Genomic DNA, 19,338 nt, shown 5'->3' with positions numbered 1-19,338 from the left:
AAGAACTCCTGACAGCTAATTGACAAAAAAAATAACAATAAAAGCGTTAAAAAACGCTTAATTTATTAACTAAAAGTAGAAATAAAGTTGTTAATAAATCATTGAAATAAGTGTAAGTAAATAGCTGAAAAAATTCCAAAAAAACGTATCTTGGCACGCTTTGAAACTAATATAATTATTTAAACATAACAACTTATGTCTGAAGGAGAAAAGTTAATTCCTATTAACATAGAAGATGAAATGAAATCAGCTTACATCGATTATTCGATGTCAGTAATCGTATCAAGAGCGCTTCCCGATGTTAGAGATGGCTTGAAACCAGTACATCGAAGAGTTCTTTACGGAATGTATGACTTAGGAGTAACATCAAGATCTGCCCACAAAAAATCTGCGAGAATTGTAGGAGAGGTTCTGGGTAAGTATCACCCACACGGAGATACCTCTGTTTATGATGCAATGGTACGTATGGCCCAAGAATGGAGTATGCGATATTTATTAGTGGATGGTCAGGGTAACTTTGGTTCTGTTGATGGTGACAGTCCTGCAGCAATGCGTTATACTGAGGCCAGAATGCGTAAAATTTCGGAAGATATTATGGCAGATATCGAAAAAGAAACAGTTGATTTTCAATTGAACTTTGACGATACATTATATGAGCCAAAAGTAATGCCTACAAGAGTTCCTACCTTATTAGTAAACGGAGCTACCGGAATTGCAGTTGGTATGGCAACAAATATGCCTCCACACAATTTAACTGAAGTGATCAATGGTACATTAGCGTACCTTGATAATAACGATATTGAAATTGACGAATTAATTACGCATATTAAAGCTCCGGATTTTCCAACCGGAGGTGTAATATATGGTTATGAAGGAGTTCGTGAAGCTTTTAAAACGGGTAGAGGACGTATTGTAATGCGTGCAAAAGTTGGTTTTGAAGAAGTTGACGGAAGAGAATGTATCATTGTTACCGAGATTCCATATCAGGTGAACAAAGCCGAAATGATCAAGCGTACGGCTGATTTAGTTAATGATAAAAAAATCGAAGGTATTGCTAATATTCGTGACGAATCGGACAGAAATGGTATGCGTATCGTTTATATCCTGAAACGTGATGCTACGCCAAACGTAGTATTGAATACCTTATATAAATATACTTCATTACAATCATCTTTCAGTGTAAATAATATTGCACTTGTAAAAGGTCGCCCACAAATGTTGAATCTAAAAGATATGATTCATTATTTTATTGAGCACCGTCATGATGTTGTAGTTCGTAGAACGCAATTTGAATTGCGTAAAGCGGAAGAAAGAGCACATATTTTAGAAGGATTAATTATTGCTTCTGATAATATCGATGAAGTAATTGCTATTATTAGAGGTTCTAAAAATACAGAAGAAGCGCGTGAAAAATTAATCGAAAGATTTAAATTGTCAGATATTCAGGCTCGTGCAATTGTTGAGATGCGTTTGCGTCAGTTAACAGGTCTGGAGCAAGATAAATTAAGAGCTGAGTTTGAAGAATTAATGAAATTAATTGAGCACTTAAAAGCTTTATTAGCAGATGTTGATTTAAGAACTAAATTAATCAAAGAAGAACTTGAAGAAATTCGTGAGAAATATGGAGATGCCCGTCGTTCTCAAATTGAATATTCTGGTGGAGATGTAAGTATCGAAGATTTAATTGCCGATGAAAATGTAGTAATTACAATTTCTCATGCAGGTTACATCAAACGTACAAACTTGACTGAATACAAAACTCAAAATAGAGGCGGAGTTGGACAAAAAAGTGCAGGAACAAGAGATCAGGATTTCCTTGAGCATATGTTCGTTGCAACCAACCATCAATATATGATGTTCTTTACGCAAAAAGGAAAATGTTTCTGGATGCGTGTTTACGAAATTCCTGAAGGAAGTAAAACTGCAAAAGGTAGAGCGATTCAGAACTTAGTAAATATTGAAAGCGATGATAAAGTAAAAGCTTTCATTTGTACACAAGACTTAAAAGATAAAGATTATATCAATAGTCATAATCTTGTAATGGTAACGAAACAAGGTCAGGTTAAGAAAACTTCTTTAGAGAAATATTCTAAACCAAGAGTAAATGGTGTTGCTGCAATTACAATTAAAGAAGGTGATGAATTACTGGAAGCTAAATTAACTAACGGAGAAAGTCAAATTATCCTGGCAGTTAAATCGGGTAAATTAGTTCGTTTTGAAGAAACTAAAACACGTCCGATGGGAAGAACAGCTTCTGGAGTTCGTGGAATTACTTTAAAAGACGATACTGATGAAGTGATTGGTATGGTTACTGTTGATAAAGAGAATGTAAACGATACACAGATTTTAGTTGTAACTGAAAATGGATACGGTAAACGTACTAAATTAGTTGATGACGATGGTGAAGATGTTTACAGAATCACGAACCGTGGTGGTAAAGGTGTGAAAACGCTTAACATAACGGAAAAAACCGGAAAATTAATTTCTATTAGTAATGTGACTGATGCCGATGATTTAATGATTATTAATAAATCTGGATTAACGATCAGAATGGCTATTGAAGATTTACGTGTAATGGGTCGTGCAACGCAAGGTGTTCGATTGATTAACTTAAAAGGTAAAGATTCTATTGCTGCTGTAACAAAAGTTATGAAAGATGATGTTGCAGAAGTTGTTGTTGACGAAGACGGAAATGTTATTGAATCAGCAATCGAAAGAGTTAAACCGGATTTAGAAGTTCTTGAAGATGATGGAACTGCAGATGACGATGACGATGATGATACAGATGAAGAAGTTGAAGACGAAGATGATTCTGAAGAAGAAGAGTCTGAAGAATAAAAATTAACCACTTATAATTAAATATACAAATTGAATACTATGAAAAGTAAATATGTAATACTTGCATCAGCATTATTGATTTCAGTAGCTACTTTTGCTCAAAAAGATCAAATTAAAAGCGCTGAGAAAGCATTAAAAGGAGGAGATGCTCAAGGAGCGCTTACTATCCTGAAAGATGCTGAAAACTTGGTAGTGAATGCCAAAGATGTTGAACAAGCTCAGTACTATTTTGTAAAAGGTAATGCTTATCTGGATTTAGCAAATAAAAAAGTTGAAGAAAGTAAAAACTTATCACTTGCTGCTGATGCTTATAAAAAATTAATTGAAGTTGAGAAAGCTAGTGGAAAACTTAAATATTCTACACAGGCTGCAGCTTCAATTACTGATATTAAAGGAAAATTAATCAATTCGGCAATTGCAGATTCAAAAGTTAATAAAAATGCTGAAGGTGCAAAAAAATTGTATGATGCTTATTTGTTAGACAAAAAAGACACAATCAATTTATATTATGCCGCTTCGACTGCTGTAAATGCACAAGATTTTGATTCAGCATTACCAATGTATGAAGAATTGAAAAAACTAAATTTTTCTGGGAAAGGAACTAGTTATACAGCTGTAAATAAAGCTTCAGGTAGTGAAGATGGTTTTAATACTGCAAACGAAAGAGATTTAGCTGTAAAATTAGGAACACACGAAAAACCTAAGACAGAAGCTATTCCTTCTAAAAGAGGTGAGATTTATAAAAATTTAGCTTTGATTTTAGTTCAAAAAGGACGTACTGAAGATGCTAAAAAAGCGGTTGCGGATGCGAGAAAAACAAATCCGGATGATAGTTCTTTAATTCTTACTGAAGCTAACTTGTATCTTGAAACAAAGGATTATGAAACATACAAAAAGTTAGTAGGTGAGGCTTTGCAAAAAGAACCAAACAATGCTGATTTAGTATTTAATTTAGGAGTTCTTAGTGCAAATGCAAAAAACAATGTTGATGCTGAGAAGTATTACTTGAAAGCAATCGAAATCAATCCAAACTATACTAATGCTTACCTTAACTTGGCGGCATTAAAATTAGAAGCTGAAAAACCAATCATTGATGAAATGAACAAATTGGGAACTTCTGCAAAAGATATGAAGCGTTACGATGTTTTGAAAGCACAAAGAGAGAACGTTTTTAAAGGAGTGATTCCTTATCTTAAAAAAGCAAATGAATTAGATCCTAAAAATGAAGATGTTTCTAAAACACTATTAGGCGTTTACAAAGCGTTAGAAATGACGGCTGAAGCAAAAGCTTTAAAAGCGACAATGTAATTCTAAACAAGCTTAGAAATGTAAAAAAACCATTCACTGCGGTGAATGGTTTTTTTATGCTTCAAAGTTATCTTCGATTTAAAGTAAAGTAACAGAAAGTGTGATAGTTGTATTTAAAAGTTTCGAAATAGGGCAAATTTCTTTTGCTTTTGCCGCTGTTTTTTCGAATTCTTCGGCTGAGATGTTAGGCACTTTTCCTTTTAGATCTAAATGAATCAAAGTAATTGTTCCGTCCTCAAAAGTTACTGTGGCTTCTGTGTTTAAATCATCAGCAGTAAATCCGCCCTCATTAAGTAAAAAGCTTAACTGCATCGTAAAACAACCAGAATGAGCTGCAGCAACAAGTTCTTCAGGGTTTGTTCCTACTCCGTCTGCAAATCTTGTTTTAAATGACAATTGAGCATTGTCTAATGTTGTACTTTGAGTACTGATAGTTCCTTTTCCTTCCATGCCTGTTCCTTTCCAGTTGGCATTTGCTTTTCTTGTAAATTTCATTGTGCGTCGTTATTAAGATTAATATTTTATAGTTATTTTGTTGATTATCAAATATAAGCAATATTTATTGGAATCGTTTTATGAAGTTTGATGAGAATGTTAAGTTTCGGGTTCAATGAGATAAATACTTAAATGAGTTTTACCGCAAAGCACGCAAAGTTTTTTATTAAGTTAGATCTATAGAAATTCAAAGTTCGCAAAGCTTTGTTTAGATAAAGCTTTGCGAGCTTTGTGTTTTGTACAAAAAAAAACTGATGCAAAAAAAAAGGTGAAATGAATAATCTCATTACACCTTTTAAATAATTTATTTAAACTTAAATCTTATTCTTGATTTAAGTTTCTTAGTTGTTTCAATTTGTCTTTCCAAACTTCAAGGCTTTCTTTGTGGATAGCAATGTTTTTGCGAACTTCAAGAACAATTGAATTCTCTTTTTTTGCATTTTTTGTGTTGGCAAAAAACTGAATATTATTCTCTAATTGGAAAATTTCATTTCTAACTTCTTCAATTTTACGCATTAAGAAAATCTTTTCATTATCTAGTTTGCGAGTATCGTTACTGTCAGATAAAGAATCGATTCGGTTAGAAAAACGGATCATTTCAGTTTCTTTTTTACTCAAACTTAATTTTTCAAAAAGGGCATCTAAAATTTTGTTGAATTTACCTTCTATATGACGTCTCGAAAAAGGAACTTTTCCGTAGCCTTTCCAAGTTTCAATATGAGCTTTAATAGCATCTAAATCAGTTTTGTGATCACCGGTAAGTTGGTAAGCTCTCAAAATATCTAAATAGGCTTTTTTATTGTCAAAAGCAGCTACTTCGTCAACATTTTCTTCAGATTTATGCTCTTTTAATTTATCAAAATAGTGATTACACGCATCTTTAAATTCTTTCCAGATTTTGTCTGAATATTTTTTAGGAACGTGACCAATTTGTTTCCACTCTTCCTGAATTTGCTTCATGATTGGAGTAGTAGCGCCAAAATCGGTACTTTCTTGTAACTCTTTAGCTTTTGCAACAAGAGCCATTTTTTTGTTTAAATTGTCGTTTTGATCTTTTTTAATGTCTTTATAAAATGAATTTTTAAAAGAATTAAAGTTTCTAACTGCAGTTTTAAATGCAGCCCAGGTTTGTTCATTTACTTCAGATGGAACTTTTCCTGCAGCAAAAAACTCATTTCTAAGTGCTTCTACTTTCTGAATTTGTATTAGCCATTGCGAGTGTGAGTTTACTTTTTCAGTTCCTAACACTTCAATTTTAGCAATGATTTCTTTTTTAACTTCAAGATTTTTTTGTTCGTTTGCTCTTTGGCTTTCAAACAAAACCTCTCTTTTATCATGGATTTTTTTAGTCAATTCACTAAACTTATTCCAGATTGCATCGCGGTGTTCTTTAGAAACTGGTCCAATATCTTCTTTCCAGATTCGGTGTAAATCTTGTAACTCGCGAAATGATTTACTGATATCAGTTTCATTTACTAATTCTTCAACACGGGCAATGATCTTTTGCTTTTGCTCCAGATTGTATTTGAAATCTAAGTCTCTGGCTTCACGGTCTAAGTGTAAATAATCATAAAAATTTTCAACATGAAAATGATAATTATTCCAAACGTGATTGTATTTGTCTTTTGGGATCGCACCGGCATTTTTCCATCTTTCTCTTAAGTCATTAAAATGTTTAAGCGTGTCTTTGATGTTTTCCTGCGGATTGATAAGCTCTTTAAGTTCTTCAACAATTGCAAGTCGATTCTCTAAATTTGATTTTAGATTGGTTTGCAAATTTTTGAAATGAGCATTTCTTTTTTCTCTAAAAACATTGTAATATTCGTCGAATTTAGATTTTAGCGGAGAATGGTATTCAAATTCTTCGTTCGGATCTTGTTTCGAAGCGTTGAATTCCTCTTTTTTCTCCTCTATAAGGTGATTGTATTGTAATAAAAATGACTTTTTAATTTCTTCGATATGATCTTTTACAGACATTACTTTATCTATATTGATCAATTTTTTAAGCTCATCAACAAGTGCATCCAAAGAAAAAGTATCATAATCCTGCATAGGAATGTCATGACGCTCTTTTAGCGTTTCATCTTCACTTTCTTCGGCATTTGAATTTGTTATGGCGTCTAATGCAGTTTGATGAGCAGTTTCTGGAGTTTCGGCTGTGTTTTCTAATTCAACTTCATCATGTGAAATTGTATTTTCAGTTGCCGTTTCAGAACCTGATGTCTCAATTGTATTATCCTGAGTAGAATCGCTTATTTCGATTTCTAATTTTCCGTCTGCTTCTTGCAGGTTATCATTCTTTTCTTCTAACATTATCTAATGTATAAGGTTTTTATTTTAAACAGAGCGAAAGATAGTAAAGGTGTTTCTAAATACAAAATAAATCGTTTGTTTATACGCTATTTTACGATGAAATTCTTATTTATTGCAGTAATTAAGGAATATCATATCTGTTTTTTTGCTGTTTTTTTTGAAGTAAATTTAAATTCTGAATTAATAGAAATTTTAGAAAATCGAAATTAAATTACTATCATATACTCGAAATTTTAATTTTACTTTAAATTAAAATAAAATCAACATTCCAACTTCGATACCGTAATTATAAGATTTTCCGCCTCCAAAACCTAGGCTGGGATGTATGTAAGCCATGTCGTTTTTGGTTATTTTTCTACCAAATTCTATAAAAGTATTATTGGGATATTCTTTACTTGTGGCGTTATATCGAAAAGCTACGTCAGCAGCAATCCAGTTCTTTCCAATAATGTACATAAAGTAATTTTCGAAAGCAGTCTGGTTGATATCATTTCTATTATTGGATCCCGCAAAACTGCATTGATTTTCAAGTGAAGTTATCCAGAGAAATTTATTCAAAATCAGATATTTTCCATAGAATATTGCGGGAGCAAATACCCATTTTCCTGTTCCTAAAGCCGGATCTGCAGCTGAACTAGAAATTACTCTGGCTCGAAAGGCAATGCCGCCGTTCTCCTGTTTTAAATATGGAATATAGCTAATACCAACTCCAATATCTCCGATTCCGGTTTTATTTATTGAAGAAGTATTTGTAGAAATTAACGGAAGATCGATTCTTAAATTCCATGCTTTATTGGCTATTGGATGTAAGAATCGAAGTTCTGTTGTATTAAAAGACCCCGAATCAGTATCTAAATATTCATTAAAAAGTAAAATGGTTTTTAAGTAATAATGATATCGGGCTTCTGTGTAAAGATTTTGAGAATTTTCATTTACTTGTTGATTCTTTTCCTGAGCTAGAGCAGAAAATGCAATCAAATAACTAAATAAGAATAATTTTTGTGATTTATTCATAATCGTTTGTAAATGAGTAGTCTAATTTACAAAAAATTACGTTGACGTTTTATTGTGACCGAACTTTTATTTATTCCAGATTTTCCAGGCTTTTTCAGCTTGAAAAATAAGCATATCATAGCCGTTTTTAATTACTGCACCTTTTTCTTTTGCATTTTTTAAAAACTGTGTTTCAGCCGGATTGTATATTAAATCGTAAGCAATATGTTTTTCCGTAAAAAACTCATACGGAAGATCAGGACAAGCTTCTATATTTGGGCTTGTACCAACAGGTGTACAATTGATAATGATCTTGTAATTATCAAAGGTAGTTGCGTTTATTAAGTTGTAATCAATAATGTTTTCTTTAGCTTCTCTGGAAACGAAAGTATACGGAATACCAAGTTCGTCAAGAGCAAAAGCAACGCCTTTAGACGCGCCTCCAGTGCCAAGAATTAGCGCCTTTTTGTGATGCGGTTCCAATAACGGTTCTAGTGATTTTTTGAAACCATAATAATCAGTATTGTATCCTTTTAATTTTCCGCTTTTGGTGAATTTAATCGTGTTTACAGCGCCAATTAAAGCTGCTTTTTTTGATAGTTTATCTAAAAAAGGAATGACTTGCTCTTTGTATGGAATGGTAACGTTTAAACCTTTTAAATCAGGATTGTTTTTTACCAGTTCGGTAAAATAATTAATCTCAGAAATGTCGAAATTTTCGTAGCTGTTACCGGCAAAAACTTCGTCGCTAAATTTTTCTGTAAAATATCCTTTTGAAAATGAGTAACTAATATTACGGCCCAACAAGCCAAAACGTCTTCTTAAAATATCAATCATTATTGCTTTCTATGTTTTTCTATATAATTTTTTACCATTTTTTTTGACCAAACTACCGGAAATAAATCTTCAATTAAAATATAATTGTCAAAGTTCAAACGCAAGCCATTACTCAAATGGAATTTTGCTTTTGTATTGTCCTGAATCATAAAGTACAATCCGGCTAAACGGTATTCGATTTCGTTTTCTTCAGGAAAATATTCTGTAGCTTGTAACAAGGTTTGAATAGCGCTTTCGAATTCTCCTAAAAATTGCAAAATGTCAACCCAAAATAACCAGGTTTCTAAAGCATAATCTCCAAATTCTACTGCTTTTCTATAACCAAATTCAGCCTCTTCAAAAAAGTTCATTTGTTTGTTTATCGTAGCGTAACGTTTCCAATACAAACGATTTTGATTGTCAATTGCTAACGCTTTATTGACAAAAAATAGTGCTTTTTGAAAGTTTTTCTGACGAACGTGAAAATCAGTAATAGCAATCCAGCCTTTGTCTAAAAGCGGATCCTCGTGAACGGTTTGATTGTAATACTGAATGGCTTTAGCCGAATTTCCAAGTTTTTCGTAACACTTTCCTATGCGTAATAAGGCGTAAGAAGTTGCGTCGTCTAACTCGATGGTACGATTGTAGCTTTCAATAGCTTCAGTATATTTTTTTAGACGCTCGTATGCTTTTGCTTTTTCCATGAAAGCTCCCAAAAACTCGTCGTCAATAAGGGTTGCATAGTCAAAAGCACGAATTGCATTTTCGTATTCTTTTACACCATAATGTAAACGGCCAAGCTGATGCCAGGCAATTTCACTGTATGGGTTTTTATTAATATAATCGTTAAGATATAATATAGCTTCCTGATTTTGATCTAAAAATTCAAAACAATAAACCACATTATATAAAGCAGATTGATCTTCTAAATCTTCTTCAAGACATTTAATAAAATTGTCTTTTGCCATCTCAAGGTTATCCATAAACAGATACTCCATTCCAATCAGGTTATACACGTCAGCGTAATCGTCAGTATATTGCAAAGCAATTTTAAGTAATTCTACGGCTTTTTCGTGTTGATCTCTTTTAGAACAAATATTTGCTTTTTGAATGTAAATTTCCTCGTTATTAGGTTCGATTGCATACAACTCATTCAAGAGTTTTTCGGCGATTTCCAGTTTGTCGTCGTAAACCAACATTTCTACTTGTACTAATTTTAAGCCCGTAGATTTTGGGTGTTGGTCTAATGCAAGTTTCAAGGCCTTTTTTGCTAAATTAGCCTTACCTATATCTAAATAATGAAGAATAATTTCTTCGAATTCTTCAGAATCAAAAAAGAGTACTTTGTTTGTTTTTAACATTGACTCAAATTTGGATAGGGATAGGTTATAATCTTCTTCTTCGTTGCTTAATTGCATACTTTGTTTATTTGAAATTAGCCTGTTATAAATTTAGGCAACCATATTATTGTTGTGGGGAAAGGAAATTAATTGTTTTGAACAATTTAATTAACAATATGGACAGAATTCAATTCTGTTTTTAGTCATAATCTTCTTATTTTTAAAAAGATTATTAGTTATTATTATGATTTACTTTTATTGGAGGGTTCTGGTTCTGATAACTTCATTTTTATTTATTCTTTTTTATAAAAAAAATAAAGCCAATAGCAGAAGTTAGCTCCAAATTAAGCATTTTTATTCTTTATTTATGATGTCATCCATAACGCCCAAAATTATGGCACAACCTTCTTTTATTTCTTCTTCAGAAATGGTTAATGGTGGTGTTATTCTAATGGCGCATCCTTCAAACAGCAACCAGAATAAAATGAGCCCTTTATCCTGACATTTTAAAATCACCTCATTTGTTATTTCGGCAGTTTCAGTCATAGCGGCAAGCATTAATCCTTTTCCTCTAACTTCCTTTATCAAAGGATGTACCAAAAGCGATCTAAAGAGTTTTTCTTTATCTAATGTCTCTTGCATTAATTTTGTCTCAGTTAATTCCTGCAAAGTAGCCAGGCAGGCTGACGCAATGACAGGATGACCACCAAAAGTAGTGATATGACCCAATTTTGGATTTTCCGTCAAAAGATCCATTTTCTCTGCTGAAGCTGTGAAGGCTCCAACCGGCATTCCGCCTCCCATTCCTTTTCCCATAACGACAATATCCGGTACGACATCGTAGTTTTGAAAGCCAAATAGTTTTCCGGTTCTACCAAATCCAGGTTGAATTTCATCGACAATCATCATTGCACCAACTTCATCACAACGTTTACGAACCTTTTGTAGAAAATTATCTTCGGGCTGGATAAATCCTGCGCCACCCTGAATAGTTTCCAATAGAATAGCTGCTGTTCTGGTCGTTATTTTTTCTAAATCGGCTTCGTTATTAAAAGTAATAAAATCGACATCCGGAAGTAATGGTCGAAAGGCTCTTTTGCGCTCTTCAAACCCCATAACACTCATTGATCCCATTGTATTACCGTGGTAGGCGTTATGACACGAAATAAGCTGACTACGGCCAGTTGCTCGTTTGGCTAATTTTAAAGCGCCTTCGATAGCTTCAGTTCCTGAATTAACTAAATAAGTTTTGTTTAAAGATTCCGGTAGGAGCGAAGCTAACAATTTGCAATATTGAACGGCAGGGCTTTGCGAGTATTCGCCGTAAACCATAACGTGTGAATATTTGTCTAATTGATCTTTAATGGCTTGATTTACTCTTGGGTGTTGATGTCCAAGTGTACAAGCCGAAACGCCGGCTATAAAATCTAAATATTTTTTGTCGTTAGTGTCGTAAATATAGGAGCCAATAGCGTGAGAAACTTCCATTCCTAATGGGTAAGGAGAAGTTTGTGCTTGGTATTTTATAAAATCTGGATTCATTTTTTTAAGGTTCAAAGTAGCAGAGGTTCTAAGGTTCTGAGATTTTCTTATCAGTTGTTGAAAACTGCTACTGAATTTTAACTGTAAAGATCGTAAAGTTTACAAAGTTATAAATCAAGTTTGCATCATTAGAATGCAAAGATCACAAGCTTTGCAAACTGAAAACTGAGACTGAAAACTATTACTTAGTTTTGGCACTTGTTTTCGCTGCAGGTTTTACTGCAGGTTTCTTTTTATCGTAATCTCGGGTTTCTTTCCTGACTTTCATCGGAACATCTTTATTCTTGGCTTCTTCAGCTTTTCCGTCCTTAATTAACTTATCATTCATTTCATTGTCTTCGGCGGTAAAAATATCATCTTTCGATTTTATTCGCTCGTCGCCACGCCAACGAAGTCCCTTTAATTTACGCGCATTTTCCGGTAAATCGGCTTCAGGATATAAATCGCCATCAACATTATTAAAAAAAGTAATACTTACGATATCATTATTCTCTAAAATCATATTGATTTTACTACTTACGTTTTTATTAATTCCGATAAGCTCGTTGTCGTCATCATTCCGCATATAATACACGACTTCTGTATTTTTAATAACATCAACATCATGTAATTTTCCGTCTTTGAATTTTCCAAATAGATTGAGTCCTTTCACTTGATTAAATCCGGTTCCGAGTGTATCCCGCGAGACTATAAAGGTATTATTGAGGACTTTTAAGGAATCTAATTTTTTAGTCGTATTATCGCCAATTAAATGCATAACATCTCCGGTAATTTGATTTTCTCCATTCCACAAAATTGGGTTTCCAATAAGTTTTGTCAGCGCAGTTTTAGAATTCGAATGTATCGAATCACATTTACCGCTCATATCGATTTTATAAAAACGAACATTTTTATACGCTCTCAAAATTCGTTCACCTTCCTTTCCGGTAACCATTAATTTTTGTCCGTGAATATAGACAGAATCTTTTTCGACAAGATTAATGGCTACGGCTCTTTTTGTTACAAACATCGAATCTTTAAGTTTGTAAATTTCAGCATAATGGCCTTTTACAATTCCGCGATTGATAGAATCAGTAATTTTTACATTTCTGGTCGCCGATGCAAATTCAATATTTCGATTGTAGTACAAACTATCGCCTTCTATAAGTCTGTCGTCGTATTTAATATATGATTTCCTTAAAAAGTGAGCGAGATTTTTCTTGGTGTCATAAAATCCTTTTTCCGTGTAAATGTAATTGGCTTTACTAGTAATGGTCGAGGGACCAAATAAATAAGTATGTCCTGAATTGCTGTAATAATCTAAATGATTTGATTTTATAACATATTTAGGGTTTGTAATGGTAACTTCAGTCAGGAATTGAAACTTTTTTTCTTCTACAAAATACCTTCCGGACTTACTTACTAAAGTGTTGTCTTTGTTTACAATAGTACCTTTTGTGTTGTAAAAAACCTGTTGAATATTTCGATCAAAATTAATAGTGTCGGTTCGTAAAGTTGCATCTGGAGAACTCATAACGGCATCTCCGGTTGCAAAAGCTTGTTTTAAATTTCCGCTATATTCGGCATATTTGCTATTCAAAAACAAAGTATCACCTTGAACTAACTGTACATTTCCAAAAGCTTTCAGGTAGTTTTCTTTTTGAAAAAAGTAAGCTTTATTGCATGTTAGCACAACACCATCATGATTTACTTTTACATTACCGGTAAGTAAAACCCCATCGGGCACTAAGACTTGATTAATTTCTACCAAATCTGAATTTTCGATATTAATAGTTTTTGGCTTTGGTGCTTGTGCAAAAATGGATTGTACGCTTAACAAAAGCAAACAATATGATATGAAAAAGAATGATTTCTTCAATTGATTAAATTTTTGTCAAATTTATGAAAAAGGTTACAACCTTTCTTGATATTAAGATTAATTTATAAATCAAAAATTACACACAAAAAAGGAGTTAGGTATATATTCGATTTATTAACAAAATAGAACACTCTCACGTTGTAGTTTGGTTTTTTAAAGCAAAATTTGAGCAAAAGTCATTTTAGTTTTTTTTGAGTTTAAAATTTAGCCTAAATTTAGGAAATGGTTTCTGAGCCGGAAGTTTGATTTTTTTGGTTTAGAAAAGAATTAGTTTATAAAATAAATATGGTAAATAGAAGAATTTTTGTTGCAGGATTGGCTGCAACCATGTTGTTCTCAGCATGTAAAACCAAAGATTTAAAAATGAATGTAGCGAAAGAAGAGGATTCTAAAGAAAAGAAGGTTGTAGTGTATCAGGTTTTTACACGATTATTCGGGAATAAAAATACCACAAACAAACCTTGGGGAACAATTGAAGAAAATGGTGTTGGGAAATTTAACGATTTTACAGACAAAGCGCTTCACGAAATTAAAGATTTAGGAGTTACTTATATTTGGTATACAGGAGTTCCGCATCATGCTTTGGTTCGGGATTATAAGAGTTACGGAATTTCAGATGATGATCCTGAAGTTGTAAAAGGTCGTGCCGGTTCTCCTTATGCAGTAAAAGATTACTACAATGTAAATCCTGATTTAGCAGTAAATCCAGCCAATAGATTACAGGAATTTGAAGCTTTGATTGCTCGAACGCACAAAGCTGGACTAAAAGTGATTATTGATATTGTTCCCAATCATATTGCCAGAAAATATGAAGGGAAAAGTAATCCGGAAGGCATAAAAGATTTTGGTGCAAATGATGATGTAACAGTTGAATATAAAAGAGATAATAATTTCTATTATATCCCGAAGACGCAGTTTGAAATTCCTGATGGAGATGTTCCTTTAAATGGAGAAAAAAATGCACTTGTTGACGGGGTATTTGATGAAAAGCCTGCAAAATGGACAGGTAATGGTTCTCGAAAAGTAAAACCGGATCAAAATGATTGGTATGAAACAGTAAAAGTAAATTACGGAATTCGCCCTGATGGTTCTAAAGATTTTCCTGAACTTCCAGTCGGATTTGATCAAAAATCATATCAGGAACATTTTGAATTTTGGAAAGATAAAGACGTTCCGGATTCCTGGAAGAAGTTCAAATCGATTGCTTTATATTGGACGAATAAAGGAGTTGATGGTTTTCGATATGACATGGCAGAGATGGTTCCGTATGAGTTTTGGAGCTATATGAATTCGGCTATCAAAATGAAAAATCCAAATGCTTTTTTATTAGCAGAAGTGTATAACCCAAAGGAGTATCGCAATTACATTCGTTTAGGAAAAATGGATTATTTATATGATAAAGTAGAGACGTATGATAAGTTAAAGGATATTGTAAGAGGAAAATCATCACCAGATGGATTATCAGATATTCAAAAAGGAATGTCGGATATTGAGCATAATATGCTTCATTTTTTAGACAATCATGATGAACAACGATTAGCAAGTCCTGAATTTGCAGGAACACCAGAAAAAGGTAAGCCATTAATGGTGGTTTCTACAACAATTAGTACGTCGCCAACAATGGTTTATTTTGGGCAAGAAGTAGGGGAGGCCGGAAGTGAAAATGCCGGATTTGGAACTCGTTCCAGAACTTCAATCTTTGATTATATTGGAGTTCCAAATCACCAACGTTGGATGAATGAGGGGGAATTTGATGGTGGACAACTTTCGGAATCAGAGAAAGAGCTACGTGATTTTTACAAACGATTATTGAACTTTTCAATTAAAAGCCCTGCTTTAATGGGAAGTTTTCAGGAAATACAATCTTTTAATCGTCAGAACAATGTTGGTTACGACGAATACATTTATTCGTATGTACGTTGGTCAGAAAACCAAAAATTAATTGTTGTTGCTAATTTTTCTTCTGAAAAAACAAGTGAGTTTGATTTAAAAATTCCTGCTGATGTTATTGCAAAGTGGAATTTAAAAGATGGAGATTATCAGCTTATAGATCAATTGTATCAAAAGAGCTCTGCTCAATTAAAGGTAAAAAATGGAGAAGGATCAGCAAGAGTGAAAATTGCTCCTTCAGAATCGTTTATTTTTGAATTAAAATAGAATAGCAATTATTTGATAAAAGCCTTGCTTTGGAATTTTGTAATATCCAAAGCAAGGCTTTTTAAATTGTACTCAGGTATTTTGGCTGTTTTAAAAGTAAAAGTATTTTTTTAGTAAAATTGTACACCGTAGGCAAATTCGTTAGAAATAATAGCTAAACATACCCAGATTTAACAAACAGGCAATTTCTAGACCTTCTGTACTTGCGGGTAAGTCTTTTGGCGATGATAATTGGTTTTCTGTAAAAACGTTTTGCTGTATTTTATCTAAATAATTGTACTTAAAAAGATACTGTAATTTTCTTTTGTACGGATAAAACGTACCTAATTATTTAAGATTGTTATTTAGTACTAATAAAAAAGCTGATACTTAAATTTGTATCAGCTTTTTTTGTTTTTATACTCTTTTGACTTTTTTTAAAGCCTCAACGTAGTTTTCGTTTACTTTTTCCCAATTGATATGTTCGTAAAAGGCATCGATATAACTTCCTTTTCGATTTTGATAATCGAGATAATAAGCATGTTCCCATAAATCAATTCCTAAAATTGGTGTTCCGGGAATCAAAGCATTTTTCATCAAAGGGTTATCTTGATTTTCGGTAGTAGTAATTTGTAATTTTCCGTATCTGTCAACTACTAACCAAACCCAGCCAGATCCAAATTGCTTTTCTGATTGTCCTTTAAATTGACTTGTAAGATTGGCAAAAGATCCGAATTCTTTATTGATAGAACCTGCTAAAGTGTCTTTTGGAGTTTCTTGCTTAGGGGTTAAAATATTGAAATATAATGTATGGTTGTAGTAACCACCAGCATTTTGACGAAGTTTAGCATTGCTAAGATCCAGTTTTTTTAGAATGTCTTCAATGGGTGAATTCTCAAATTCAGTATTTAAAATTTCTTTATTAAGATTATTGGTGTACGTTAAATAGTGTTTAGAGTAATGTGTTTCTAAAGTAAGCGTTCTTATTGCAGGCGCTAATGCGTCATAAGAAAAAGGAAGTTTTGTTAACTCAAAAGATCCCGGATCTGCCTTTACATCATTTGGAGATCCTATCGTTATTTTTTCTTCTTTAGTAGGCAAAGGAACTTCTACAACATCGGTTAGTTTATTGTTATCATTGCAAGAAAGTAATAGTAAAAATGAAGCTAAAATGCCAAAACGAGTAATTTTTTTCTTCATAATGTATTATTTTAATGTTAGTGAATTAATGATTTCAATATAATTTTCTTTAGCCTCGTCTATCGATATATGACTAATTTGCATCCAGGCATTTGTTTTGAAAGCATCTCTCAAATCAAAGTTTTCAGATTGATTGTAGACTGCAGTCCCAAAAGTTGCTTGCTTGTAATACGCGTAAAGTCTTAGCTGCACATCTTGCGGCAGTGAGGCTTGTGTCATTTTTAGAGCAGTTTCAACAGCCTCGGAAAAACGAGTATCTAAATCTTTTTCAGTCATTAAGCTTTTGTAGCGATGATAGTTTTACCTCCAATTGCTTTTTGGTTCAATACTACATTAATTGGAGTACCTAAAGGTAAAAATAAATCTACTCTTGAACCAAATTTTATAAACCCGGCATCAGTTCCTTGAATAACTTGCATTCCTTCCTGAGCATAGTTTACAATTCTACGTGCTAAAGCACCAGCAATTTGTCTGTATAATATTTGTCCGAAAGTATCATTTTCGATTACAACGGTAGTTCTTTCGTTTTCTTCACTTGCTTTTGGGTGCCAGGCAACCAAAAATTTACCAGGGTGATATTTACTAAATTTAATGATTCCATCCATAGCGTAACGTGTAACGTGTACGTTTATAGGTGACATAAAAATTGAAACTTGTAAACGTTTGTCTTTAAAAAATTCACCTTCGTAAACTTCTTCAATAACCACAACTTTTCCGTCAACTGGAGCAAGAATGTGATCGCTGTTTCTAATTGCAATTCTTTTTGGATTTCTGAAAAATTGTAAAATAATAATTAACACCAGTACGCCAGCAAGCTGAACAAGTATTCTTAGCCAATTAATATCAATGAATTTTTCAGCAATTAAAAGTACGGCAACTGTAAAAACAGTGCCTAATAAAATGGATGGGCCTCCCTCTTTATGAAACATAATATAAAATTTGATAAAATAAAAATATAATTGGTGCTACAAATATAACACTATCTAATCGATCTAGTATACCTCCGTGACCTGGCATTATAGCGCCACTGTCTTTTACTCCCGCAATTCTCTTAAACTTTGATTCAATCAAATCTCCGATAGTTCCAAAAACGCTTACGATTACAGCAATTATGGTCCATATTAAAATTGATCTGCCGCTAAAGTCAGGATTGGGCTGAATGTATAATTTTGAAATTAAGAAGCCGGCAAAAGCAGCAAAAACTGCTCCGCCAAGAAATCCTTCTATTGTTTTTTTAGGAGAAACACGTTCAAATAATTTATGCTTTCCAATAGATTTTCCAACTAAATAAGCAAAAGTGTCATTTGTCCAGATTAAGATAAATAATCCGAGAATGATTTTTGGATTGTAGTTGTTGGTTCCAAACGAAATTTTTACAATAAAAACAAAAGGAAGAGTGATATAACCTAATAAATATAAATACTTAGAAGAGATGCTTATGTTTTGAACAGAGTCGTAAAATAAGAATAAAATGCACTTAATCGATATTACAATCGTAACCGCAAGAAGTATTAAGTCTAATTGCTGGATGTTTATTTCTAAATCAAAATTTGATTTAAATAAATTATTTAAAAAGGCAGTAGTTTGTTTATTGTAATGACTAATTAATATAATTGCAGAATAAAATAAAGCGCCAAATAAAATAGAAAATACTTTGTTTAAACTTACTAAATTGGAAAATTCATATATTGTAATAATTAGGAAAATGCCAAAAAGAATAATAAAGCTTTCAGTAGAAAACAGAATAGATGTTAGTAGTAAAGCGATATAAACAGCACCAGAAATGGTTCTCTTGAGTGTTTCATTCATCTTAAAGATCCTCTAAAAGCAATAAATACAAATTCTTGGCAACACTACCGTATTGTGTGAAGTCTTCTTCTTTTGCTTTTTCGAAATATTTTATAGTGGTGATATTGGTTGGATAGTCTCTTTCGTATTTACGTTTGATAGCGCTTAAACCATCGCTTTTAATAGAAAGAATTTGGCTTGTTGTTGCAATAATAACAATGTTTGCCGGTAATTCGTTTGGTTTGTCTTGTCTGATTTGTTTTGATGAAAATAGAATAGAACCTTCATCGGCAATTAAATTTTCACAAGTCGCAAGTAAAAATTTAGGGCTTCTAGGAGCAATATAAATTAATTTATTTTCTTCTAATAAATTAAATAGGGCGGGTTCGTAACATAAAACTTCATTTTCGAACCAGTCGTTTTCTTCTAATATGTTTTCAAATTGTTCTGCAACTTCTTGTTTGTTTTCACAATACAAAAATTTACCGCCATTTTTCTTGAAATTGAAAATGAATCTTTCATCTATAGAAAGATGACTATCCTGAATTGGATTCCCTCCATATTCGCTTTCATTTTCTTCATCAGAAGAAGCATCGCTCGAACCAAATATTTTTTTGAAAAAATTCATTTTATATGAAATACTTTACATGTTAATTGAAAACGTTCAAAGATAAAAAAATCTTAATTCAAAAGGCTATTTTGAATTAAGAT

General features: G+C 32.6%; 15 protein-coding genes. 3 read left to right on the top strand and 12 right to left on the bottom strand.

Annotated elements, in window-relative coordinates; genetic code table 11:
* Positions 1–195: 195 nt before the first annotated feature.
* Together gyrA and ACHRVZ_RS03050 are read left to right on the top strand one after the other, a co-directional pair.
* Positions 196–2,838: a DNA gyrase subunit A gene (gyrA, locus tag ACHRVZ_RS03055; RefSeq protein ID WP_395420713.1), complete on the top strand. Its 2,643-nt coding sequence runs from the start codon at positions 196–198 to the stop codon at positions 2,836–2,838.
* A 39-nt stretch (positions 2,839–2,877) separates the two neighbouring features.
* Positions 2,878–4,146 (top strand): tetratricopeptide repeat protein, encoded by a 1,269-nt coding sequence (locus ACHRVZ_RS03050; RefSeq protein WP_395420712.1) that lies wholly within the window; start codon positions 2,878–2,880, stop codon positions 4,144–4,146.
* A 78-nt stretch (positions 4,147–4,224) separates the two neighbouring features.
* On the opposite strand, the gene ACHRVZ_RS03045 is transcribed toward ACHRVZ_RS03050, so the two are convergent.
* From ACHRVZ_RS03045 to ACHRVZ_RS03015, 7 genes are all read right to left on the bottom strand, one after another.
* A complete protein-coding gene (locus ACHRVZ_RS03045) occupies positions 4,225–4,641 on the bottom strand; it encodes an OsmC family protein (protein ID WP_395420711.1) in 417 nt (138 codons plus the stop codon).
* 321 nt (positions 4,642–4,962) lie between these two features.
* On the bottom strand, positions 4,963–6,954 hold the full coding sequence (locus ACHRVZ_RS03040) for a DUF349 domain-containing protein (RefSeq protein ID WP_395420710.1): 1,992 nt from the start codon (positions 6,952–6,954) through the stop codon (positions 4,963–4,965).
* 249 nt (positions 6,955–7,203) lie between these two features.
* Positions 7,204–7,968 (bottom strand): lipid A phosphoethanolamine transferase, encoded by a 765-nt coding sequence (locus ACHRVZ_RS03035; RefSeq protein ID WP_395420709.1) that lies wholly within the window; start codon positions 7,966–7,968, stop codon positions 7,204–7,206.
* A gap of 66 nt (positions 7,969–8,034) precedes the next feature.
* Positions 8,035–8,784 carry a shikimate dehydrogenase family protein gene (locus ACHRVZ_RS03030; protein ID WP_395420708.1) on the bottom strand — a complete coding sequence of 250 codons (750 nt, stop codon included), beginning with the start codon at positions 8,782–8,784 and terminating at the stop codon, positions 8,035–8,037.
* Positions 8,784–10,181 (bottom strand): tetratricopeptide repeat protein, encoded by a 1,398-nt coding sequence (locus ACHRVZ_RS03025; RefSeq protein WP_395420707.1) that lies wholly within the window; start codon positions 10,179–10,181, stop codon positions 8,784–8,786. Before ACHRVZ_RS03025 ends, ACHRVZ_RS03030 begins: the two co-directional genes overlap by 1 nt.
* A 276-nt stretch (positions 10,182–10,457) precedes the next feature.
* The gene (locus ACHRVZ_RS03020) at positions 10,458–11,645 is read right to left on the bottom strand and encodes an aspartate aminotransferase family protein (RefSeq protein ID WP_395420706.1); all 1,188 of its coding nucleotides are present in this window, start codon (positions 11,643–11,645) and stop codon (positions 10,458–10,460) included.
* 181 nt (positions 11,646–11,826) lie between these two features.
* Complete coding sequence (locus tag ACHRVZ_RS03015) at positions 11,827–13,503, bottom strand: OstA-like protein (protein WP_395420705.1); 1,677 nt, start codon at positions 13,501–13,503, stop codon at positions 11,827–11,829.
* Positions 13,504–13,788: 285 nt separating this feature from the next.
* Here ACHRVZ_RS03015 and ACHRVZ_RS03010 point away from each other — a divergent pair, with 285 nt between their 5' ends.
* Entirely contained in the window at positions 13,789–15,660 is a 1,872-nt protein-coding gene (locus ACHRVZ_RS03010) for an alpha-amylase family glycosyl hydrolase (protein ID WP_395420704.1), read from the top strand.
* A 396-nt stretch (positions 15,661–16,056) separates the two neighbouring features.
* On the opposite strand, the gene ACHRVZ_RS03005 is transcribed toward ACHRVZ_RS03010, so the two are convergent.
* Genes ACHRVZ_RS03005 through ACHRVZ_RS02985 form a run of 5 tightly spaced genes read right to left on the bottom strand, consistent with a single transcriptional unit; the run spans position 16,057 to position 19,255 of the window.
* Complete coding sequence (locus tag ACHRVZ_RS03005; protein ID WP_395420703.1) at positions 16,057–16,839, bottom strand: superoxide dismutase; 783 nt, start codon at positions 16,837–16,839, stop codon at positions 16,057–16,059.
* A gap of 6 nt (positions 16,840–16,845) precedes the next feature.
* The gene (locus ACHRVZ_RS03000) at positions 16,846–17,115 is read right to left on the bottom strand and encodes an acyl-CoA-binding protein (protein ID WP_395420702.1); all 270 of its coding nucleotides are present in this window, start codon (positions 17,113–17,115) and stop codon (positions 16,846–16,848) included.
* Positions 17,115–17,768: a phosphatidylserine decarboxylase family protein gene (locus ACHRVZ_RS02995; protein WP_395420701.1), complete on the bottom strand. Its 654-nt coding sequence runs from the start codon at positions 17,766–17,768 to the stop codon at positions 17,115–17,117. Before ACHRVZ_RS02995 ends, ACHRVZ_RS03000 begins: the two co-directional genes overlap by 1 nt.
* A complete protein-coding gene (locus ACHRVZ_RS02990) occupies positions 17,758–18,648 on the bottom strand; it encodes a phosphatidate cytidylyltransferase (RefSeq protein ID WP_395420700.1) in 891 nt (296 codons plus the stop codon). Before ACHRVZ_RS02990 ends, ACHRVZ_RS02995 begins: the two co-directional genes overlap by 11 nt.
* A 1-nt stretch (position 18,649) precedes the next feature.
* Positions 18,650–19,255: a lactate utilization protein B/C gene (locus ACHRVZ_RS02985; protein ID WP_395420699.1), complete on the bottom strand. Its 606-nt coding sequence runs from the start codon at positions 19,253–19,255 to the stop codon at positions 18,650–18,652.
* Positions 19,256–19,338 lie beyond the last annotated feature (83 nt).

This window comes from Flavobacterium sp. FlaQc-57, assembly GCF_044007395.1.
Taxonomy (GTDB): Bacteria; Bacteroidota; Bacteroidia; order Flavobacteriales; family Flavobacteriaceae; genus Flavobacterium.
The sequence above is the reverse complement of the archived record's forward strand: the minus strand, read 5'-3'. Positions and strand labels throughout refer to the sequence as shown.